The sequence below is a fragment of the Streptomyces sp. NPDC051776 genome, assembly GCF_040681345.1.
GTDB lineage: Bacteria > Actinomycetota > Actinomycetes > Streptomycetales > Streptomycetaceae > Streptomyces.
In genome coordinates this window covers 1-21,728 of record NZ_JBFAYQ010000056.1, presented here as the reverse complement: position 1 = coordinate 21,728, position 21,728 = coordinate 1, and the positions used below count along the sequence as shown (strand labels likewise).

Below are 21,728 nucleotides of genomic sequence, written 5' to 3'. Positions count from 1 at the left end.
CGTCATCTTCGATGCCACACCGCACCGTTCAACGTCCCTGTCCAGCACCGCAACCGACCGCCGTCAGCCCTCGATCAGGTGACCGGTCTCCGTGTCCATCAGGGGTCCCTTCTGAGCAGGTACCCACCTGATTCATGCACCGCCCCATTCGCATGACGGCGGGTGGCGAGCGGTGCCGCCCTCTTCGTCAACTTCCTGGACACCGCGGGAGGTCGGTTGGGCCATTGGGGTGTGAGACGAAGCAGGCCATGACAGAAAGTAGCAGGACGGCGTTAGGAAGGAGAAACAATCTGGTTTGGGTTGATCGGCGCTAGGAGGCTCGGGTGCGGGCGCACAGGATCGCGACGGCCACGATGCTGGTTCTGGCCGTGGGCGGATGGACGGCACTGGGGTCCGGGGTGGCGTTCGCGGACACGGACCCCGGCGGTGGGAAGGCGAGGGCGAGGGGAGGGTCCGACACGGTCGGGGGCGTCTTCCTGCAGAACACTGCGCAGTCCTCCCGGCAGAACAACAACTGCAACAACCCCAATGCTGTAAGTGAGGAGATGCTGCTCTCCGGTGGCCGGGCAGAGGGGCGGTGTGTGACCGGTGACGGGTCTCTCACTGCGTTCTCCCGCATCCAGCCCGGCCCCGCGGACGCCGAAGGCGGCTCCTCGGCGCTTGACCTGGGGCAGCAGAACACCGCCCAGCGCGGCCAGCAGAACAACAACTGCCACAACCCCAACGAGTCGGAGGTCGAGGTGACGGGGGGCCGGGTGGAGGGCCGCTGTACGGACCGGGACTTCTCGGTCACCAAGCACACCCGTGTCGAGGGCGGCAGCGCCCGAGCCGAGGGCGGCTCCAGCGCAGATGCCGAGGTGAACCAGCAGAATGTGGCGCAGTCCGGGCGGCAGAACAACAACTGCAACCACCTCAACTCATCAGGCATCGAGGTGACGGGGGGCCGGGTGGAGGGCCGCTGTACGGACCGGGACTTCTCGGTCACCAAGCATGGCCGTGTCAAGGGCGGCGGCGCCCGGGCCGAAGGCAGCTCCGGCACAGGCGGCTCCGCCGAGGTGGACCAGCAGAATGTGGCGCAGTCCGGCCGGCAGAACAACAACTGCAACAACCTCAACGACGACTCGTTCCTCGAGGTGACGGAGGGCCGTGTGGGGGCGCGTTGCGGGACCCAGGACGCCTCGTTCAGCTGGCACACCGATGTCAGGGGCGGCGGGGCCCGCGCCGAAGGCTCCGGTGTCCCCGCCGTTGTGGAACAGGTGAGCATTGCGCAGGAAGGGCGTCAGAACAACAACTGCAACAACCCCAATTTCGGGGACGAGACCCTCGAGGTGACGGGGGGCCGGTTGGATGCGCATTGTGGGGCCCAGGACGCCTCGTACAGCCAGCACACCCATGTCAGGGGCGGCGGAGCCCGAGCCGAGGGCGGCTTCAGTGGGGACACCGGAGGTGGCGATTTGAACGAGCAGAATGTGGCTCAGGAGGGCCGGCAGAACAACAATTGCAACAACCCCAACGAGTCCGCGGACTTTCACGTGACGGGGGGCCGGGCGGGGGTGCGCTGCGGGAACAAGGATGCCTCGTTCAGTAAGCACGCCCGTGTCAAGGGCGGCGGGGCCCGAGCCGAAGGCGGCTCCGCCACCGTCGCCAACGCGGGCCAGCAGAACATTGCGCAAGAGGGCCGGCAGAACAACACCTGCCACAACCCCAACATCACGAGCATCGAGGTGACAGGGAGCCGGTCGGATGCGCGTTGCGGGACCAAGGACGGCTCGTTCAACAAGCACACCCTGGTCAAGGGCGGCGGCACACGCGCCGAAGCCGGTTCCAGCACAGCCGCCGTTGTGGAGCAGCAGAATGTGGCTCAGGAGGGTCGGCAGAACAACGCCTGCGCCAACCCCAACGCCACCGACATCACCGTGGAGCGGGGACGGTCGCAGGTGGGCTGCCGGACGGTGGACCACTCCGCGAATCTGGGCACCGCGGACATCGGCGGCGGCGCCCAGGCCGAAGGCGGCTCCAGCACAGCGGACCTGTTCCAGCAGAACACCGCGCAGGAGGGCCGCCAGAACAACGACTGCGCCAGCCCCAACAACCTCACCCTCACCACCACCGGCAGCCGCACACACGCCCAGTGCACCACCGTAGACCGCTCCACCAACATCGCCACGATCAACCGGTAAACCAGGCGCACCACCCACGGCCACCGCCCCGCCCGCAGACCAGGCGCCGATGACTCGGCGTCGGCGCGCTGGGTCCCCGCGCAGGTAGAGCGCCCGGGAACACGAATGGCCCAGCAAAGAGAAACCCCGACCTGGAACCCTCGTTCCAGGAACCGAAGGTCTTGAGCTGCCCTGCGTTTCGTAGAGTCCGGTGATCTTGTTTCAGGCGGACTGCGGGGTGGCTTCCTGTTGTCGCCACCAGTCGCGTTCGTACTCGGCGGGCGGTACGTAGTCGAGGGCGGAGTGGAGGCGTTCCTCGTTGTACCACGTGACCCACTGGAAGATCGCTCGCTCGACCTGGTCGACGTCCTTCCAGGGGCCTTGCATCTCGATCAGCTCGGCTTTGAAGGTGCCATTGAGGGCCTCGGCCATGGCGTTGTCATACGAGTCCGCGACGGAGCCGACCGACGCCGAGGCGCCGATCTCGCCGAGCCGGTCGGTGTAGCGAATCGACACATACTGCGAGCCGCGGTCGCTGTGATGAATGAGCCTGGAGTCTTTCTTGATCCTCCGTCTCCATAGGGCCATCTCCAGTGCATCCAGCGGGAGTTCGGTGCGCATGTGGTTCGCAACCTGCCAGCCGACGATCATCCGCGAGTACAAGTCCAGGACGAACGCCACGTACGCCCAGCCCGACCAGGTGCGGACATACGTCATGTCCGCCACCCACAGCTGGTCTGGACGCGAGGCCGTGAAGTCGCGGTCGACCAGGTCCGGCGGACGCGGGGCCGACGGCTCCGGCACCGTCGTGCGGCGCCGCTGCCCGCGTATGACGCCCTCCAGGCCCGTCTTGCGCATCAGCCGCTCGACCGTGCAGCGGGCCACGTCGATGCCCTTGCGCCGCAGGGCGCGGGTGATCCGGCGGGCCCCATAGGTGCCGCCCGACTCGGCGTGGATCTGCTCGATCAGTGGCATGAGCTGCTCGTCGCGGAGCCGGCGCGCCGACTTCGGCCGCTTCCTGCGGGCGTAGTAGGCGGACTCGGACCAGCCGAGCACCCGGCATACGGGCCCGACCCCGAAGCCGTCTTCCTTCAGGCTGTCGATCACCTGGTCGGCCTCGTCCGGGGACGGTCGAGCTCCTGGGCAAAAAGCGCACTCTCCGCTTTGAGGATGTCATTCGCCCGCCTCAACTCCACTACTTTTTTGCGGAGTTGACTCAGTGTGCGGGTCTTTGGATGTGGACCAGCCGACCGTGATGGCGATTCTTGAAAACGACCAGGTCCGCTCGACCTCCCCACTTGGTTGCTCGTTGGACGTTCGGGCCGGATTCGCCCGCCAGTTGAGGGTTCGGACCGCTCGTCCCTATCAAGGGCGCCTACGGCGTCGCTGTGCGATGGGCTTCGCCCACCCTGGACAGCTCCTCCCGGTCCAACTGCGGGTTGACTGTCGGGCGAATCCGGGGGTGCGACACTCCGCCGCAGGTCAGCGCCTCGCAGGTGGGGAATCTCAGTGAGCAGGTCTGTCCCGACCCTGAGCGCAGGGTGGAGCCCCTTCTACCGGACAGGTGGGACGACGTCGCCGGTGCGGAACGTCCCGGTGCGGCCAGGGTCGGTATAGACGGTGATCTCGTAGACGACAGCTCAGAAGGGACCGCCCTGGCCTCGATCGGCTGCTCGGGGTCAGGGCGGTCCTTTGGTCCGATGCGTTCCCACTCTTCGTTCTGTGCGGGCGGGGTACGGCATCGGGGGTCTTCGGGGCTTGGATGGCTGAAGGAGGTACAGCCGTGAAGACCTCGGCTCTTGCAACGAGGGTCTTGAGCGGGGGTTTCGCGCTGCTAGCCCATTTGAGGGTGAGGCCGCCCCTGGGTCAGGCAGTGTTCGGATTTACCGGTAGTCCGAGCCGATGTTGGTGGAGCGGTCGAGGGCGGTGCACTGGGTTTGTGTGCGGCTGCTTGTGGTGGTGAGGGTGAGGTTGTTGGGGTTGGCGCATGTGTTGCTCTGCCGGCCTTCTTGGGCGGTGTTCTGCTGGAAGAGGTCGACGGTGGCTGATCCGCCCTCTGCCGTGGCTCGGCCACCGATGTCTGTGGTGCGGAGGTTGGCGGAGCCGTCGACCGTCTTGCAGCGCACCGTTGACCGGCTGTCGGTCAGGGTGATCTCCTCGGTGGGGAAGTTGGGGTTGTTGCAGCTGTTGTTCTGCCGGCCCTCTTGGGCGATGTTCTGCTGGGTCACAGTGCCGCCAGTGCTGGAGCCGCCTTCGACGCGGGCGCCTCCGCCCTTGACAAAGGTTTTGTGGTTGAAGGAGGCGTCCTTGTTCCCGCAACGGCCCTCCACCCGGCCCCCGGTCACCGTGATGGTCGCGTCGCTGTTGCGGCTGTTGCAGGTGTTGTTCTGCCGGCCTTCCTGCGCAATGTTCTGCGCGAACAGGTCGCCGCCGGGGCTGGAGCCGCCTTCGACGCGGGCGCCTCCGCCCTTGACAAAGGTTTTGTGGTTGAAGGAGGCGTCCTTGTTCCCGCAACGGCCCTCCACCCGGCCCCCGTCCACGGTAAGGAAGCCGCTAGTACCTTCGTTGCTGTTGTTGCAGGTGTTGTTCTGCCGGCCTTCCTGCGCAATGTTCTGCTGAATCACATCGGTGTCGGTGCTTGTACCGGAGCCGCCGTCGGCTCGGGCGCCGCCGCCCTTGATGTGGGTGTGCTTGCTGAACGAGGCGTCCTTGTTCCCGCAGCGGCTCCTCTCACGGCCAGAGTCCAGGGTAGTGGAGGGAAAGTTGGGGTTGGCGCAGTTGTTGTTCTGCCGGCCTTCTTGCGCAATGTTCTGCTGAATCACTTGGTCGCCGGTGGTGGAGCCGCCGTCGGCGCGAGCGCCGCCGCCCTTGATGTGGGTGTGCTTGCTGAACGAGGCGTCCTTGTTCCCGCAACGGCTCCGCTGACGACCGGAGTCCACGGAGATATCCTCGTCGGCGGGATTGGGGTTGGTGCAATTGTTGTTCTGCCGGCCTACCTGCGCAATGTTCTGCTGCGCCACAGCGCCGACTGTGGTGGAGCCGCCGTCGGCGCGAGCGCCGCCGCCCTTGATGTGGGTGTGCTTGCTGAACGAGGCGTCCTTGTTCCCGCAACGGCTCGTCTCACGGCCTCCATCCACGTCGATGTCCGCCGCGTTGAGGTTGTGGCAGGTGTTGTTCTGCCGGCCCTCTTGCGCGATGTTCTGCTGGCCTACGTCAGCCCCCGTGCTGGAGCCTCCGTGGGCTCGGGCACCGCCGCCCTTGATACGGGTGTGCTTGCTGAACGAGGCGTCCTTGTTCCCGCAACTGCTCCTCGCCTGGCCCGGCGACACGTCGACGTCCGAGTCGTTGTTGTGGGTGTTGCAGTTGTTGTTCTGCCGGCCTTCCTGCGCCACGTTCTGCTGGGCTACGTCAGCCCCCGTGGTGGAGCCACCTTGGGCTCGGGCGCCGCCGCCTTTGATGAGGGTCTTGTGGCTGAATGAGTGGTCCCTGTTTCCGCAGCGCTGCTGTACCCGGCCGCCCGCGTCGGGGCTGATGCCCGAGCTAGCGTTGCCGTCATTGCAGTTGTTGTTCTGCCGGCCTTCCTGGGCCATGTTCTGCTGGCCTACCGAGGTACCGCTGCCGCCTTGGGCGCGGGCGCCGCCGCTTTTGAGGAGGGTGTGGCTGCTGAAGGAGGCGTCATTGTTCCCGCAACTGCTCGCTACCCGGCCGCCTTCGCCCAGGAAGAAATCGGAAGTGTCTTCGGCGTTGGTGCAGTTGTTGTTCTGCCGGCCTTCCTGAGCAATGTTCTGCTGCTCGAGCTCGACGACGTCGCCTGCGCCGCCGGTGGCGTTGCCGCTCTGGGCTCGAGCGCCGCGGGTTTTGAGGCGGGCGTGTTGGGTGAAGGATACGTCCTTGTTCTCGCAGTGGACGGTCAGCTGGCCGGTGTCCTCGATCTCGGAGTCGCTGCCGAGGTTGATGCAGTTGTTGTTCTGCCGGCCCTCCTGGGCGATGCCCTGCTGGTCCACCCCGGCGCCTGCGGTAGGGAAGCCGCCTGTGCCGGAGCCGCCTTCTGCTCGGGCACCGCCGCTTTTGATCCAGGTGTGTTTGGTGAAGGAGGTGTCCTTGTTCCCGCAGCGCAGCTTCACCTGACTGTCGTCCAGGTCAATGACCGCGTCATCGAATTGGAAGCCGCGTTGGGGGTTGTTGCAGTTGTTGTTCTGCCGCCCCACCTGGGCGATGTTCTGCTGGCCCACCCCGACGAAGCCCGTGCTGCTTTGGCCGGAGCCACCATGGGCGTGGGCGCCGCCGCCCTGAACGAGGGTCGTGTGAGTGACGGAGCGGTCCTGGTCGAAACACAGGCCCTCGAGCCGACTGTTTTCCAGGTCGATAGGTGCGTTGTTGGGGTTGTCGCAGTTGTTGTTCTGCCTGCCCCGCTGAGCGATGGTCTGCTCGGCCAGGAGCGTGGACGATGCCCCTCCCCTGGCGTGGGCGGAGCCGCCCTGGATGCGGGAGAACGCGGTCAGGGAGCCGTCGGCGGTCACGCACCGGCCCCTCACCCGGCTATCGGTGAGCACCGTGTCATCAGCGTCTGCCCCCGTGTTGGGGTTGTTGCAGTTGTTGTTCTGCCGGGCGGACTGCGCAATGTTCTGCTGGAAGATATCCCCGCCGGTGGAGGATCCACCCTCCGCCCGGGCCTTCGCCCTCCCTCCGCCCTCATGGGCGGGGTGATGGCCCTTGCCGGCGGTCTTCGCCTTCCCACCTCCGTGGGTGGGGCCGGTCTCGGCGTATGCCGCCCCGGCCCCTGCCACTACGCCCCATCCGCTGACTGCCAGGACCAGCATGGTGGCTGTCGCGATCTTGTGTGCCCGCACCCGGTGCCTCCCTTGTGCCAATGAGTGATGAGTCCAAGCGATCTCCCTTCCCTAAACTTTCACTTGGTGTCTTCCGTGATGGGTCCAGGTTGTTCCTCACCTCAACGGCCCAATAGCCTTTGAATCTCTCGGCGTGGTGGCGCACACCGTTACCGGCCCGCTCTTGTGCTGTGAACGCTGTCGTATGCGGATTGGACACTCCCATTGGAGGAAACCCGGAAAACGGGCTCCGCGCCTTCCACGGTGGTGGCATGCGGTACGGGCAAACCATCATGGCGGCTCATGCTGCGCTGCGTATCGCACGTAGTGGGCGGGTGCTGGTGCTGCTGCCCACGCAGGATCTGCTGACGCAGACGGTTGAGGCATGGCGGCGTGAGGCGGCATACCGGATCATCGGTGGCGGTTTGTTCTCTGAACGATCACCCGGGTACGGCCAGACCACCCGACGCATTCCCCCGTGAGGGGACGCGGCGTCATCAGCGTCCGTGGAAGTCACCGCCGCATTCTGGAGAACGGAGAGCCGGAAAAGGTGCGGGTGTGAACGGTCACGTAATTCCCCAGGCCCTGACCTCGTCCACCGACCGGCCCAAACAAAATTGCGGACCCGCCGGTGTGGAGCCAGCGCAGGGCCGCGAGGTCGCGGATCTGGGCTGCGGGTAGCTTCCGGGAGGCGGCGAAGTCGAACTCTTCCAGGGTGACCTGCTGCTCGAACTTCGCCCGGGCGAGGCAGGGTTGGAAGGCGGCGGTGTCGCGGCGGGTGATCTCGTCCTGGCAGAGGATCCGGAGGAATTCGAGGTGTCCGAGCTCGCCGCCGTGGGCCAGGCCGGGCCGACCTGCGTGGACTGGTGCGGCACCACGTCGGAGTCCGCATATCGAAAGCGATCCTTCTCGGGCGGGTAGTCGCCGCTGTGGGTGCGCTTGCCCTGCTCAAGGGCCGCATGGGCCTTGACCAGTTCTCCGTCGTGGAAGACCTGCACGAACGCCCGCGTCGAGCGGACGTCGACGCGCTTGCCGATCAGTTTCCACGGCACTGAGTAGAGGGTGCGGCCCACCTTGATGTGGATGTCCGGGCCGACCGTCGCGCTCGACCAGCGGGCCAGCACGAACGGCGTCTTGGGCAGCGGCAGCAGGGTGCCTGCTCGGTCATCGCCGGGCCGCCCGGGGTCATCCCGGCGGCCTCCGCCGGGGCCAGGTACTGCCTGATCGTCTTGTGGTCCAGTGTCAACGGCCCTTACCTTGATCACGGGTCGGGTCGGGCCATCGTAGGGTCGGACTTCCCAGACACCGGGTATGGCTTTCAACGGCCTGCCGACGATGGCTGTACATGACTGGCCGCCCGGTGTCCACGACGACTCGGCCGCCAATTGGGAGTTGCGATTCGGTCGCTGTGTAAGGGCATGCCGGCCACGCCATACAGAGCGCAGAGGACCGGTACCCGTACCGTGCGTGCGCGATGCGCAATGGGGCTGCAGCCGGATGCCCGGCTGCAGCCCCTCTTCGTCCAGGTCCCGTGGCTCCGATCCGGCCCCTCGGGAGCGGGTCGAAGTTCAGTGCTCCGACGGCTGGGGAGAGTCGCAGATCCAGGTGAGCGGTGGTCCGTCGCAGTGGGCGCAGAGGCCGTGATTGTGGCAGTCGGTCCAGCGAGGGTGCGGAGGCGACGCCGGGGCAGTCGAGACCGCGGGAGCAGGAGATGCTGCCGTCGCGGTGGTCGAGCAGGGTGCCGGTGCAGCCGTGGCCGGCCGCGCCGAGCATGGCGGCGAGGCCTTCGATGTCAGGCGGCGGGAGCGCGCGGGCCATCGCGATGATGTCGTCATAGACGAAGTCCTCGGCCCGGTCGGGCCGTTCGGCCTGAAGTGCTGAGCACATCTCTCGGGTCACGCGGTGGCCGTTCATGAGGGGCCGCCCGACAAAAGGGGGAGGCTTCGAGGAGATTTTCGGGCTCTCTCCGCACTGGCGGGGGAATTGATTTGCACGGCGCCCACCGGCGGGAGGCCGGGTCCCGGTGCAGGACCGGCCAAGTCGAGGGCGCTGCCCCGCGCCATCATGCATCAGATCAACGACATCGCCGCGCTCCGCTTCCCCATGCCGCAGCCCGGTGACGTGCGCCCGGCGGACGCTTACGACGACGCATGCGAGCAGGTGGCTGCTCAGCGCGAAGAGGCCGCCACCAACTTGGAGGCAGCGAGTGAGGGCCTGGACGAAGACGCTCTCCTGCTCGCGCTCAAGGACATCACGGCCCGGCGGAACGCCTTGGACGCCGAAATGCGCCGGCTACTGGCCTATGGCAGGGAGTTCCATGGCAAGAGGGCCTACGAACTTGACCCGCTCGCAGAGGCCACCGGCCTCACTGCTTCTGGCGTACGTACCGCCTACGGCCAGGCCGAGGTGGAACAGGTGGAGCGAGAGCTCCACCGGAAGCCGAACCACCCCAAGCGCAAGGACCAGTGGTCATGACCGGCGGCCCCTACCGCTGGACTTCGCAGAACTCATTCATGCCGCCGTACCGGCGCATAGCCATCGAGCTCCGACACGAGCTCCGCGACCTCCCACCCGGTGCTGGCGCACCCTCGAGTCGCGACATCGAGGCGCGGTTCGGGGTCGCGAACATGACCGCGCGGGCGGCGCTCGGTGTGCTGAGAGCCGAGGGCATGATCGAACTCCACCAGGGGCGTGGACACTTCGTCGTCGGCCCAGGCACGCCCGGTGCCGGGGAGCCAGGAGGAGGCCGGGCTCCTTACCGCCGGCTCGCCGAGCTCCTGCGTCGAGAGATCGCCGAACTGAATCCCGGAGACAAACTGCCCTCGGCCCGAACTCTCAGGAGCGGCACAGCGTCGCCAGCGGCACCGTCCAGAACGCGCTGCGACTGCTCAAGAGCGAAGGACTCCTCTAGAGCGTCCCGGGGCGTGGCAGCTTCCGGTCCCAGCAGACCCGGCCTCCTGGCGGCCGGCGGTTGGACCAGGCCCACCCTGGCGCGCCCGGTGAGCCCATCGTCGTTTCGGCCGACGACGTCCGCGCCCTCACGACTGCGATCACCGAACTCGTGTTCACGGTGACCCGGCTCTCGGAGAGGCTTGCAACTCCGTAGCTGCACACTGTCCCCACCTCCTGGTCGTCATTGGCCGGGTGGAACAGGTGGAGCGAGAGCTCCACCGGAAGCCGAACCACCCCAAGCGCAAGGACCAGTGGTCATGACCGGCGGCCCCTACCGCTGGACTTCGCAGAATTCATTCATGCCGCCGTACCGGCGCATAGCCATCGAGCTCCGACACGAGATCCGGGACCTCCCGTCCGGTGCTCGCGCACCCTCGAGTCGCGACATCGAGGCGCGGTTCGGGGTGGCGAACATGACCGCGCGGGCGGCGCTCGGTGTGCTGAGAGCCGAGGGCATGATCGAACTCCACCAAGGGCGTGGATACTTCGTCGTTGGCCCAGGCACGCCCGGTGCCGGGGAGCCAGGAGGAGGCCGGGCTCCTTACCGCCGGCTCGCCGAGCTCGTGCGTCGAGAGATCGCCGAACTGAATCCCGGTGACAAACTGCCCTCGGCCCGAACTCTTCAGGAGCGGCACAGCGTCGCCAGCGGCACCGTCCAGAACGCGCTGCGACTGCTCAGGAGCGAAGGACTCCTCTACAGCGTTCCGGGGTGAGCCCATCGTCGTTTCGGCCGACGACGTCCGCGCCCTCACGACTGCGATCACCGAACTCGTGTTCACGGTGACCCGGCTCTCGGAGAGGCTTGCAACTCCGTAGCTGCACACTGTCCCCACCTCCTGGTCGTCATTGGCCGCCCGCATTTACGCTGCGCTGCTCACACCGCATCGACCGAGATTTGTGTTCGATCCAGTCCGCGTGCGCAGCGGAGGTGTCGAGCCCGAGCGCCTGCTGCGGTACAACCCGTTCGTCAAGCAACTCGTGCTCTGGGAACTCGACGTCGTCTCCTGACGTCGGCGCTTGTCGGGTCCAACTTCGTGCCATCTGCGCGGAGCATCGGGCGGTAGGGCTTCCACTCCCGCGGGTTGCCCGCTGGCGGAACAGCCCCGGGGGCGCGGGCCGGGATAGAGCCTTGGGGGCCTGCAATGGCTCGTTGGCTTCAACGTCGCCTCCAAAATGGGGGTGTTGACGCCGTCCGAGACCGGAAGGCGCTCCCTCGACGGTGCCCGGCCGCATTGGGGGACTCCGAGCCCTTCGGCAAGGCGTGGAGATCACTGTGACAGCGACGGCAGTGGAAGATCACCACGCGCGCCATGCTCCGGTCCCGGGCCAGCACGGCACCTGCGAATTCTGAAAAAGCCGGGCGGGCTTCGCCGCGCCGAATCGTCCGGGTCGGCGGAGAATGAATGTGTCCGGCGCGGGTGCTCGTGTCGGATAGCGCGAGGAGCACGATCATGGCCAGGCCCTCACAGCGCGGGCGGGACCCGAACGGTTTCCAGAAGTGTGCCGCACGCACCGCGCCCGGTGAAGAGCGAGGAGCGGGCCCTGGTCAGCCCCTTGGTCGCTCCGGCCCTGCAGCGTACGCCGCGTCGCAGCCGCCTCCGACTGTGCCCGACATCCCGCGGGAAACGGCCTGCCGCAGGATCTGCTCCCGGATCTTCCTCGGCGTGCAGTTGGCCGTGACCGGCAGGGGCTCCGGTGCACGAACCAAGGGGCGCGCGAGCCATCCGCCTCCCGGCCCCGTTCCCTATCTGATCGGTTCTTTGGCGGTTCGGCGCTGCCGGAGCCGTAGCTTTCGATCAGGTGCAGTAGGCAGCTTTCCCCATGTTGAGGAGTAGATCATGGGCATTGAGACATTCCTGCGCAATCCCCCGCGGTCGAATAACGAGCCCGCAGTGGATCCGGGCCTGCAGCAGCCCGGCTCGTTCTCGCTGTCAACGCAACTGATGCAGGATGCAGTGCCAGCCGAGGGCGTGGAGGTCGGGGACGGGTCCCATAACCAGGAGGCGCTGTTTTCGAACCCCTTCAAGGAAGGGCGCGAGGAAGCACTGGTGATCAACCGCAAGGGCCAGATCACGTACCTGGAGAGGACAGACTCATCCGCTACAGGATGGCTGCAGGAGCCGGTCGACGCGCCACTGGTTGCCGAGGTTGTCGTCGCGGTGCATCCGTCCGGTGATGTGTGGGCCATCTGCAGCCCAAAGGATGACAATTCCCGGCTGTTCGGGCTGGTTCTCACCGTTGAGCAGCGTACACCGGAGGGAACGGCGCGGTGCAAATGGACGGGGATGACGACGTTCAATCAGCAAGGTATTGCCGCGCGTGGGCTGTGTGTCTCGTACGCTCAGGACGGCGGCGCCCTTGTTCTCGGGACCAGTTTGTCAAATTTCCCGGGGAGGTATTCCAATCTGGTACTCATGCCCCGACTTCCTGAGGTCACTCAATCTGGCTCACAGGATCGCGGCGGTTGGGTTCTTGCACCCACGAGGGTCATGAATACCGGCAAGCCCGTAGTTGGGGGCGGGTACTTGCCGTACTTCTCTGCTTCAGCCAAGCCTTACACATTCGTGTACTACCGTCTGGACGGTAAGACACTGATCCGTATTGAGGAACGTGAGGGTGAGGGCGGACATTCACCCGTGTACACGGTTTCCACCGGGGTTGAGCAGTTCTGTGGCGCCTTTCATCAGCCATACCTCAACCGGGACAACCCACAAGGAGACGTAGGGTTCGCCTACTTGGATGCGAAGGGTGCCCTGGTGACGGGCTATTTCATGTCACCCGGGCACCATCTCGTGACCACAAGCGTCAACGCGGGTTTCGTATCGAAGACGAAGCTGTGGCAGGACGCGGACGGCAAACTGCATGTGTTCGGTATCAACGCTGCTGGAAGCTTGCAAGTGTTGCACCAGTCCGGATGGCAGACAGTTAAGCGGAACGTGGGATCCGACACAGCACAGGTGTTGGAGCCGACATGGACCCAGGCACGGGTGGCGGGAGCACAGTCGGGTATCGGCGGCTGCGATCTGGCCCGATCCAACGACCATGTGGTCGCGTTCGACTACAGACGGTCAGGCAAGTCGGACCATTTGCTTGTCTACCGGCCCGGTACGAGCCTCGGTGACCAGAGGGTTTGGGTGGTGGAGCGCACTTCGCGGGCCAGCGGGTTCGACAGAACATTTCTGTCAGGGGATGGGCTCCCAGGGTTTGACTTCAGTTCCTCGGCAGACCGGGTCATAGCCTACGACTACACGGGGTCGGGCAGTGCGGATCACCTGTTGGCCTACCGTCCGGGGGCGGGCAAGTTCGCGATTTTCAAGAAGCAGGAGGGGGCAGACTGGTTCGACTTGGTGGCCTTTAGCGCCAGTGGCGGCATTGGGGGGTGCAACCTTGCGGATGCTCGGGACCGGCTGGTGCCGTTTGATTGGCTGGGTCACAAGAACTCCCTGCTGGCCTATCGGCCGGGCACGGGTAAGGCGTGGGTGCTGGGACCGCAGGGGGGTGGTTCGTTCAGTACCGTGTTCGAGTCCTCGACAGGTCTCGGCGGTTTCACTCTGAACAGTGACGCTGACCAGGTAGTCGGCTTCGACTACGACGGCACCGGTAGTGACAATCACCTGCTGGCCTATCGGCCCGGCACCGGCATGGTGTACGTCCTCTACCCATGGCGGCGCGGGGGTGGGTTCGACGCGGTGGTCCACAATGACACGGGCGGCATCAGCCCGTTCCAGCTGAACGCGTCTCGCGATCGCCTGCTTCCGTTCGACTACACCGGCCTGGGGAGAAATGACCATTTGTTGGCGTACCGGCCTGGCCCGAACCGCAACGAAGCCGACCAGACCGTATATGTCTTCGAACGGAACGGCCACACCAATACCTTTCAGTGGATAGAGAAATCTGCAGACGGGTTGGGCGGTTACGACTTCGCTTCTACAGCGGACCAAGTCATCGGCTATGACTACAACGGCACAGGCGGTCTCAGCTATCTGGTGGCCTACCGGCCTGGGGCTGGAAAGGTGTCCGTGATGGGCCAACGGGGCGGCAAAATCGCGCCGGTCTATCAGGCACCGCCGCCAGTGAACAAAGTTCCCGTCACCGTGGGTCTGCATGCTGATGTGGTGGACTATCAACTGGAGCCGTACCCGGATTACAAGGCGGTGGAATTGATCAAGTTGAGCCGCTCGACGGCGGCCGAGGCCTACCGCCTGTACAGCCAGGACGTCACCACCTCCCGTTGGGAGACGGACAAGGTCCGCCTGCCCCAGGACCCCGGGAAGCCCCCCCACATCGTCTCGAACTACGTCGCCGATGCCACACTGCTGTCCAAGCAAGGCAAGCCCATGCCCGGTCACCACGTGTCCGTGTCCGCCGACTCCCTGGTTGAGGTTCAGATCAACTCGATCTCTTACCAGGTCGGTCCGGGACGCGAAGTCGAGGTTGCCACCAATGACATGGGCAAGCTCGTCGTGTCCGTTCCCGCGCGCGGCCTGAACCCGCCGGTGGTCCACCTCGACGCCGACGGCCTGGAAGCCGGCACCGCGATTGACTTCGCGTCCAAGGCGAACAGCTTCCTGGCGGGCAAGGGCAGTCTCCCCTCCCAGAGGGACAGGTTCACCCCTGACCTGCTGGAACACGCCCAGTGCACCCCGAACGCGCCGGACCTGGAGGCGGAGCCTCTGGCCGACTGGGCCGCGCTGAAGAAGCGCGGACTGACCCCGCGGGTCGTGGTCGATCACTGCGCCAACCTGTATGGGCAGGCGGCCGGTGACAAGCAGCTCAAGCACGTCCTGTTCGATGGCCTGGATGAACCTCAGGCCGTCATCGGGTATGTCATCCAGCTGTGGGATCCCGACCGGCCGGCCTACCAAGCCTTCCGCACCCAGGCAGATCTTGACGAATACAAGGCCTACCGCGACGCCCATCCCGCCTACACCGGCTGGTGGGAGGACTTCACCAACTGGGCCAACGACGTCTGGGAAGGCATCAAGACCGGTGCCACCCAGGTCGCGGAAGTCATCGTCACCAAGGTCACCGAGATCGCCGTCTGGGTCGGCAACGTCATCGTCTCCCTGGGCGAGATGGTGGTAGAAGCCATCGAACAGGCCGTCCAGGCCGTCGAAGCGGTCTTCCAGATGGTCGCCAAAGCCGTCGTCAGAGTCATCGACTGGCTCAAGTCACTCTTCGCCTTCAAGGACATATGGAACACGAAGATGGCCTTCGAAGACGGGGTGAAGAACGTCCTCGCCCCATACTCGACATCAACTTTCCGCTACTACGCCAAAACACTCGACAACTGGTTCAAACAACAAGAGGCCGCTGTCGACAAGTGGCTCAGGGAACTGACAGACCACTACCCAAACACACGCATGGGAGACCTCCCCAACAGTATTCCCCCGCTACCCAGTCCGACCGGGGGCACGATCGACAGGCAGGATCTCGATACGCCGCAAGGCGGCTGGTTCCTCAACAAGACAGTCGCAAGCAGCAGCGAGGGACAGGGCATCCTCCTGACCGAGCAGATCCACCCCATGCTCGAAGAGGTGGCCGGCGAATTCAAGAAATTCCTTGACTTCTTGTTCGGGAACGAAGAATTCAATCAGACTCTCAACTCCCTCGGCAACCTGGAGGAGCTGCCCACTTCCTTCTTCAGTGTCGACGACACTGACCCGAGCAGCCGTTCGGAACTCAGCGTTCTGGTCGCGGCACTCCGCAGTATGGTGCACTCCGCCCTCGCGGCAGCGGACGCCATAGTCCAGAAATTGCTATTTCTTCTCCAGTACGCCACCCAAAGGATGGGGGCCCTTCTCGACACACCCCTCGACCTGGGACCCGTCAACACCTTGTACGCCTGGGTGCAGAAAAAGGCGAACCCGAACCGGGAGCCCGAGCCTCTGACCGTGGGCGGTCTAGGCTTTCTCATCGCGGCTTTCTACGCCACTACCGGCTACAAGCTGATCATGGGTGTCGACAAGGCGCCATTCCCCGACGGTAAGTTCCCCCCGATCCCCCCGCCGCCATGGCACGTGAACTCGATCGAAGGAGAATCCGGCAGCCCGACCGACCTGCCCCCCATCGCGGCAGTGTCCCTCCAGGTCACGAACATCCCCAAGGGGATTCTGGAAGGTGTCACAACCGCTCACACTGACTACTGGGGCGTAATGGAATTGACTAAGGGAGAAATTCCTTCGTGGGCCAGCGCGTGCTCGTTGACCGTGGACGCCTGGGGAGCCCTCCTGACACTGCCACCCATAGTCAAAGACAAGCCGGTCAAGGACGACTGGCCACTCTACGGCCTATTCGCACTGAGCAGTGCGACTCTCGTCTTTGATACGCTCGGCATTCTCGTCGGCAAATTCGTCCCGATTACAGGCAGCCGATCCAATTTGCTCAAGAACCTCGGCGCAGCCAACAAAATCTTGCAGGGCTCCGCCGTGCAATTCCTCATGGGGCTTGGGTCGCTGGTTTTCGGCTGCGTGCTTGCGGTGCGAACGGTGGCCTCCGGCGCCCCTCCTGGGCGCGCTGTCGCCGCCTGGGTCGGGGCCATCATGGGGCGCCTGCCCTGGATTGCGCAGATTGCGCGAGCCATCGCGCAAACCTTCGACTTCGATCTACTGACTCGTCAGATCGTCTATGTCGTCACCTCACTATTCGACGGCGCGGTCGCTGTCGGCGGTGGGCTCAACGGCGGAATAAACGCCGCCATCGAACTAGGCGATCTACCCGGCCTGGACAGCGCACAAATCAATCAATCCCAGTTGCCCTACACGATTGAAGCGCGCGGCGGAAAAACAATCGTCAATAAACCCCTCAAGTGGCAGATGAGCACGGATCCGAAGGACGCACCGCTCACGCTCGAGGCCAAAAAGGACGATCCCACGAAGGCTGTACTCAAAAGCACAGCGCCACTGACACAGGACACTATCTGCCACATCACAATTACAGACAACTACGGCCCCCCAGTGAGCGCACAGGCCGACATCACCATCAAACGGTGAGCCTTGCGGCCTCTGCTTGAATCGTCGATCAAGGGGCGCCGGTACTTGGACTGTGCTCGTGCTTGATCTCGCGAGTGAGATGTGCCGGACGACCGAGGGGAATCGGCCAACTGTCTCTTGAGCAGGATCAAGGGCCGGGCACGGTCCACCTCCGGCACGCCGAGGAGGACATCTGAAAGAGGCGCAGCCCGTCCTTACACCCTTCGGCCAAGTCGGCCAGCATGCAGGACCGTCCTGACACCCGTCGACGGCTGCACAGGGGCCATGGGCCAGACCAGCGTGGCTCTTTGGAAGGCCGCATCGAGCGTCAGCGACGGAGGAGGTAGCCCGTCAGCCGTGAGCAGGCCTTGTCGGGACTGAGCCCGAGCGCGGTGGCGATGGTCTCCGGTGACAGTTCGTCGGCCTCCGCGGCATAGGCGGCATCGCGGCCGACGCGACGGGTGAGCCGGTCCAGCGCGGCCAGCGGGGCCTGGTCCGCGAGCGTGGTCAGTTGGGTCTCGAGCTGGTCCAGGAGCTCGGTGAGCGCGGTCGGGTACGCCCCCTGGGACCGGCCCTGCCCCTGGGCGCGCTTGAGTGGCCAGGCGTACTCCAGCACACGCTACCGACGCTGGAAGGTGAGCAGGATGGCCGCCAACGAGAAGACGGAGGCGAAGACCGAGCAGGCTGTCGGCAAGACCAAGGAAGCTGTCGGCCGCTCGGTGGGCAATGAGCGTCTCACCGCCGAAGGGGGCGCCGAACAGGCGCGAGGCGACGCACGCCAGGCCAAGGAAGGCTCAAGGACACCGGACGGCGATAGCCTCTGTGAATCTGCGTGTGGGTGGAGCCCTCCTGGGAGGGCTCCACCCACGTGTGCTCAGCAGAATCTCGGTTTTGGCTGAACGCGATGGTGAGCAGAACGACCAGGGACCTCTCCGGGCCCCCGGCTCCGATGCGGGGGATGACAGCATCTGACGGGCTGTCGGGGGGCGAGGTTCCGCGCCGGCGTGTTGCGCGCGTACCGTGACTGCGTAGGAACTGCTGCGGAGGAAGAGCCGATGAGCGCCCAGCCCGACCATGTACCGGTACTGCCCTACGCGCCCGCCCCCGGCGCACCTGCCGAGGTCCTTGCCCGGCTACGTGCCGATGCGCGCGCGGGCTCGTGGGTGCCGGCCTTTGAGCAGGAATGGCCGCTTGCGCTGGAGGAGTCGCGCCGCAGTTTTTCCCTCACCACGCTCTACGAGGTCGTGCAGGTCTGGCAGGCCCGTCTCGCTTCCGCACCGGCCGTCGATGCATTCCTCGCCTCGGATCGGGACGAAGCTGGGTTCGTGGACCTGGAGGAGATCCGCGGGAAGCGCCGGTGACCGACCAGCCGTATGCGGTCCGGGTTTCTTCGCCAGCCGCGAAGTTGCTCACCGAACTGCCCGAGCACGCACAGGAGATGATCTGGGACGTCCTTGACGCGGCGGCGGCCTGCCGTGGGGATTCCGGCAGTGGGACGTCGGCGACCTCGACGGAGAAGACGTGCGCATCGACTCTGTCGGCCAGCTGACCGTCATCTACTGGATCAACCGGTCCCTACGCCGTCTGTCCGTCCTGGACATCGTCTGGTTCGGGTAGCCAGCACTGGGTGGCCCGAGCGGGCGAGTTGAGCATCAACCGCAATCCCTCTCGCACATCGGAGGTTCCGACGCGGATCGGGCGGGTCGAGGCTGTGGGCATGGGCATGGCGTGGCGGTGAGACCGGTGACGGTCTCCGGGGGTCGGCGCTGGCGTTCCTGTGGCCACCGGTGCTCACCTCGGCCTGCTCCACCGCGATCCCCCCTGGATCGGGCGGGGCGTGGCGGACACCGTCAGTGGCCGCCGCGGAATCCTGCGCGCCATCGCCTCCGACGTCGACCATCCGAGGCCGGTGGCGTGGCTGCGGCCGCGTCGCGGAGGCACGGAGTGGACCACCGACCCCGCGGCCCTCGCCGACCCCGCCCCGATCACCGCAGACACCAGCCCCGATCCCACGGGCGACCGGCGCCTGTAGACCCCCGGCCCAGCCGGCCAGCCCACCCTACCGAGGAAGCTTCGGCCACGGCGGGACAGGCCAAGGCAGCGGCTGGTCCGTGTCTGTTCACCCGGGGCTGCCCGGGGGCGTGTATAGGGTGCAGGGGACGCGTCAATGGCGCGGGGGTGTGCCGGGAAGTCTGGTCGGCGTCCGAGGGGCAGTGTGCCCTGATGCTGATGTCCCGGAGGATTTCGTTTTGGTTGCCGCCCCGCGTTCCCGCTCCCCCTTCCTGGGGCTTTTGCCTTGGCCGGAGCGGCAGGCTGTGGCCCGGGCGCTGCGTACGGAGACCGTGGGCGGGCTGGTCTTGCTGGCCGCTGCGGTGGTGGCGCTGGTGTGGGCGAACGCGCCGTTCAGTAGCAGCTATGCCGCCGTCAGCAATTTCCACTTCGGGATTGAGGCACTGGGGTTGGACCTGTCGGTGGCTCACTGGGCCTCCGACGGGTTGTTGGCATTGTTCTTCCTGGTGGCCGGGATCGAGCTGAAACGTGAACTGGTGGTGGGCTCGCTGCGTACGCCGGCAACCGCCGCGCTGCCGATCATCGCCGCGGTGTGTGGCATGGTGGTGCCTGCTGCCCTCTATGTCCTCATCTCGATGGCCGGTGGGGGCAGCTTGGACGGGTGGGCGGTGCCGATCGCTACCGATATCGCCTTCGCTCTGACGGTTCTGGCGGTCATCTCCACGCATCTGCCGACGGCTCTGAGGGACTCTCGCGGTCGTCGATGACCTCGGTGCGATTCTGATCATCGCGGTCTTCTTCACCACCGACCTCAATCCCTGGGCGCTGGTCGGCGCCGTGGCCGGGCTGGTCGTCTTCTATCTCCTGCAGCGGCTGCGGGTGCGTGGCTGGTGGTGGTACGTCCCCTTGGGTATTGCGATCTGGGCTCTGATGTACAACGGCGGTATCCATGCCACGGTCGCCGGGGTCGCGATGGGCCTGATCCTTCGCACCACCCGCGACGCAGGAGAGGCGGACTCCCCCGGCGCCCGGACCGGGCACCTGCTGCACCCGCTGTCGGCCGGCCTGTGCGTGCCGCTGTTCGCGCTGTTCGCCGCCGGGGTCAGCATTTCCGGCGGCGCCCTCGGCAAGGTGTTCACAAGCCCCGAACCCCTGGGCGTGCTCCTCGGCCTGGTGGCAGGCAAAGTCCTCGGTGTCTTCGCCGGCACCTATCTGGCCGTCCGCTTCACCCGCGCCCAGCTCAACCCCGACCTGGCCTGGGCCGACGTCTTCGGCCTCGCGACCCTGGCCGGGATCGGCTTCACCGTCGCCCTGCTCATCGGCGAACTCGCCTTCCCTGCCTCGGCCGTCGGCGAGCATGTCAAAGCCGCCGTCCTCATCGCCTCCCTGACCGCCAGCCTGCTGGCCGCCAGTCTCCTGCGCCGCAGAAACACCGTCTACCGGCGCCTGTACGAGGAGGAAACCCTCGACCAGGACGCCGACGGCATCCCCGACATCTACCAACGCACCCAAGACGGTGACCCCACATGACCCCACCCCAACCCGACCGCCCCCTGCCCTTCACAGCGTCATGGCTGCTCATCTGCGCACTGCTCACCACGGCCGCCATCCTCAATGAACCAATCTGGGCCGAGATCCTTGCGGCATCGGTGCCAGTGTCGCGCTCGGCACCACGCTCACACTCGTATGGACAACGGCACATCCCGCCCGCTGGCGCACCGGTCCGCAGGGGGCAGCAGTCGTATACCTGCGCGGAGAGATCAGCGCCTCCAACGCAGACCAGGCGAGGCGGCAGATCACCGCCGCCCTCGCCACCCCCCCAGCCTCTCTGGAACTCCACCTGGCCAAGGTCACGCTGCTCACCCGCGACGGCGCACAGGGATTCCTCACCGCCGCCCGCATCGCACACGAACAAGGCATCGACGTCACCATCCACAATCCCAGCCCCCAGGCACGCACCACTCTCCGCGACCTGGACCTGGAGCGGTTCTTGACCTACCGCGACAAATAGGCCCCTGCGCCCTCCCCATAGGCACTCGATTGGATGCCCCTTCGAAGGGGGATCGGCGACTGCGTTCGCCTCTTCGATGACGGCTGAGCTCAGTCCCCGGTCTCGGCGTGGAAGGGCTGAACCACCGTGTCCGGGCCGGGACTCATGACCGTCTCATGGCCGTCCTCAAAACGGACCCGGTACGGCGGGCCACCCTCCCCTCCCAGCACCTCAATGATCTCAGCCACCCGATCATGCTGCCCAACGACCCGCCCATGCACGAGAAGCCTTTCACCTACGCTGGCCTGCACTGTTTGCCTCCTCGCTCGCCGATGCCCGACCAGCAACCGCACCCGTGTAGCCGCCGGCCCGATTCGGTCTACCCGCTTTCGACAGCCCATGCCAGAACCACGCCCGAAGATCCCCCCGACCGACGAATCAAGCGCAGACGACCAGGCCGTGACACGTGACCTTCGCGCCGGCGGGCACATTGTTCCAGCAGACACGCGCAGGACCCGCGGCACTCGTGTGCGGCGGCCCCCGACTCCACCCGCCCGGCAATCGGGGGGCCGCCATCGCTCGCCCTCCTCAGCTCGTGCTCTTCATTGAGGTTCTCTCCGGGGTGCGGTCCACTACACCGCGGCCGCGTTGCACCGGGCGGCGCCGGTCTGGGGGCCGCGGCGGGCGGGGTCGACGACGTCACCGCGGCGGGCGAGCTGGGGGGCTAGGGCCTGTGTGATGTTGTGATCAGCCAGTCGCCTTCAGGAGGTCGTTGATCCAGATCATGGAGGCACGGAGGTGGAGGCCGGCGAGGTAG

General features: G+C 65.9%; 15 protein-coding genes and 2 pseudogenes. 12 read left to right on the top strand and 5 right to left on the bottom strand.

Annotation, left to right across the window (positions count from 1 at the left end):
- Nucleotides 1-323 precede the first annotated feature (323 nt).
- Nucleotides 324-2,180, top strand: coding sequence for a hypothetical protein (locus tag AB0M26_RS28305; RefSeq protein ID WP_365265313.1), 1,857 nt, complete (start codon nucleotides 324-326; stop codon nucleotides 2,178-2,180).
- A 201-nt stretch (nucleotides 2,181-2,381) separates the two neighbouring features.
- Here the strand turns inward: AB0M26_RS28305 and AB0M26_RS28300 are convergent, their stop codons facing one another.
- Both AB0M26_RS28300 and AB0M26_RS28295 read right to left on the bottom strand, forming a co-directional pair.
- Nucleotides 2,382-3,266: an IS3 family transposase gene (locus AB0M26_RS28300; protein ID WP_365265311.1), complete on the bottom strand. Its 885-nt coding sequence runs from the start codon at nucleotides 3,264-3,266 to the stop codon at nucleotides 2,382-2,384.
- Between the two features lie 776 nt (nucleotides 3,267-4,042).
- Entirely contained in the window at nucleotides 4,043-7,009 is a 2,967-nt protein-coding gene (locus AB0M26_RS28295) for a hypothetical protein (RefSeq protein ID WP_365265309.1), read from the bottom strand.
- 251 nt (nucleotides 7,010-7,260) lie between these two features.
- On the opposite strand from AB0M26_RS28295, the gene AB0M26_RS28290 reads away from it, so the two are divergent.
- Nucleotides 7,261-7,470 (top strand): hypothetical protein, encoded by a 210-nt coding sequence (locus tag AB0M26_RS28290; protein ID WP_365265308.1) that lies wholly within the window; start codon nucleotides 7,261-7,263, stop codon nucleotides 7,468-7,470.
- 31 nt (nucleotides 7,471-7,501) lie between these two features.
- Here AB0M26_RS28290 and AB0M26_RS28285 read toward each other — a convergent pair whose 3' ends face one another.
- The gene (locus AB0M26_RS28285) at nucleotides 7,502-7,831 is read right to left on the bottom strand and encodes an ATP-binding protein (protein ID WP_365265317.1); all 330 of its coding nucleotides are present in this window, start codon (nucleotides 7,829-7,831) and stop codon (nucleotides 7,502-7,504) included.
- 882 nt (nucleotides 7,832-8,713) lie between these two features.
- Between AB0M26_RS28285 and AB0M26_RS28280 the strand changes: the two genes are divergently transcribed.
- The 5 genes from AB0M26_RS28280 to AB0M26_RS28260 all read left to right on the top strand — a co-directional run bounded on the left by AB0M26_RS28280 (nucleotide 8,714) and on the right by AB0M26_RS28260 (nucleotide 16,932).
- Entirely contained in the window at nucleotides 8,714-8,869 is a 156-nt protein-coding gene (locus AB0M26_RS28280) for a hypothetical protein (protein ID WP_365265306.1), read from the top strand.
- A 183-nt stretch (nucleotides 8,870-9,052) separates the two neighbouring features.
- Nucleotides 9,053-9,463: a hypothetical protein gene (locus AB0M26_RS28275; RefSeq protein WP_365265304.1), complete on the top strand. Its 411-nt coding sequence runs from the start codon at nucleotides 9,053-9,055 to the stop codon at nucleotides 9,461-9,463.
- Nucleotides 9,460-10,062 carry a GntR family transcriptional regulator gene (locus AB0M26_RS28270; protein ID WP_365265302.1) on the top strand — a complete coding sequence of 201 codons (603 nt, stop codon included), beginning with the start codon at nucleotides 9,460-9,462 and terminating at the stop codon, nucleotides 10,060-10,062. The genes AB0M26_RS28275 and AB0M26_RS28270 overlap by 4 nt, the downstream gene beginning before the upstream one ends.
- Before the next feature lie 135 nt (nucleotides 10,063-10,197).
- The gene (locus tag AB0M26_RS28265) at nucleotides 10,198-10,653 is read left to right on the top strand and encodes a GntR family transcriptional regulator (protein ID WP_365265300.1); all 456 of its coding nucleotides are present in this window, start codon (nucleotides 10,198-10,200) and stop codon (nucleotides 10,651-10,653) included.
- Between the two features lie 1,125 nt (nucleotides 10,654-11,778).
- Nucleotides 11,779-16,932 carry a hypothetical protein gene (locus AB0M26_RS28260; protein ID WP_365265298.1) on the top strand — a complete coding sequence of 1,718 codons (5,154 nt, stop codon included), beginning with the start codon at nucleotides 11,779-11,781 and terminating at the stop codon, nucleotides 16,930-16,932.
- Nucleotides 16,933-17,239: 307 nt separating this feature from the next.
- On the opposite strand, the gene AB0M26_RS28255 is transcribed toward AB0M26_RS28260, so the two are convergent.
- Nucleotides 17,240-17,527: a hypothetical protein gene (locus tag AB0M26_RS28255; RefSeq protein WP_365265296.1), complete on the bottom strand. Its 288-nt coding sequence runs from the start codon at nucleotides 17,525-17,527 to the stop codon at nucleotides 17,240-17,242.
- 28 nt (nucleotides 17,528-17,555) lie between these two features.
- On the opposite strand from AB0M26_RS28255, the pseudogene AB0M26_RS28250 reads away from it, so the two are divergent.
- The 5 genes and pseudogenes from AB0M26_RS28250 to AB0M26_RS28230 all read left to right on the top strand — a co-directional run.
- Nucleotides 17,556-17,702: pseudogene (locus AB0M26_RS28250) on the top strand (CsbD family protein); the annotation flags it as partial.
- Nucleotides 17,703-17,966: 264 nt separating this feature from the next.
- Nucleotides 17,967-18,272, top strand: a complete 306-nt coding sequence (locus AB0M26_RS28245) for a DUF6247 family protein (protein ID WP_365265294.1) — start codon at nucleotides 17,967-17,969, stop codon at nucleotides 18,270-18,272.
- 416 nt (nucleotides 18,273-18,688) lie between these two features.
- The gene (locus AB0M26_RS28240) at nucleotides 18,689-18,943 is read left to right on the top strand and encodes a hypothetical protein (protein ID WP_365265292.1); all 255 of its coding nucleotides are present in this window, start codon (nucleotides 18,689-18,691) and stop codon (nucleotides 18,941-18,943) included.
- Between the two features lie 217 nt (nucleotides 18,944-19,160).
- Nucleotides 19,161-20,451 (top strand): annotated as a pseudogene (gene nhaA / locus AB0M26_RS28235) (Na+/H+ antiporter NhaA).
- A gap of 94 nt (nucleotides 20,452-20,545) precedes the next feature.
- Complete coding sequence (locus AB0M26_RS28230) at nucleotides 20,546-20,932, top strand: STAS domain-containing protein (RefSeq protein WP_365265315.1); 387 nt, start codon at nucleotides 20,546-20,548, stop codon at nucleotides 20,930-20,932.
- 89 nt (nucleotides 20,933-21,021) lie between these two features.
- Here AB0M26_RS28230 and AB0M26_RS28225 read toward each other — a convergent pair whose 3' ends face one another.
- On the bottom strand, nucleotides 21,022-21,222 hold the full coding sequence (locus AB0M26_RS28225) for a DUF1918 domain-containing protein (protein ID WP_365265290.1): 201 nt from the start codon (nucleotides 21,220-21,222) through the stop codon (nucleotides 21,022-21,024).
- Between the last annotated feature and the right edge of the window lie 506 nt (nucleotides 21,223-21,728).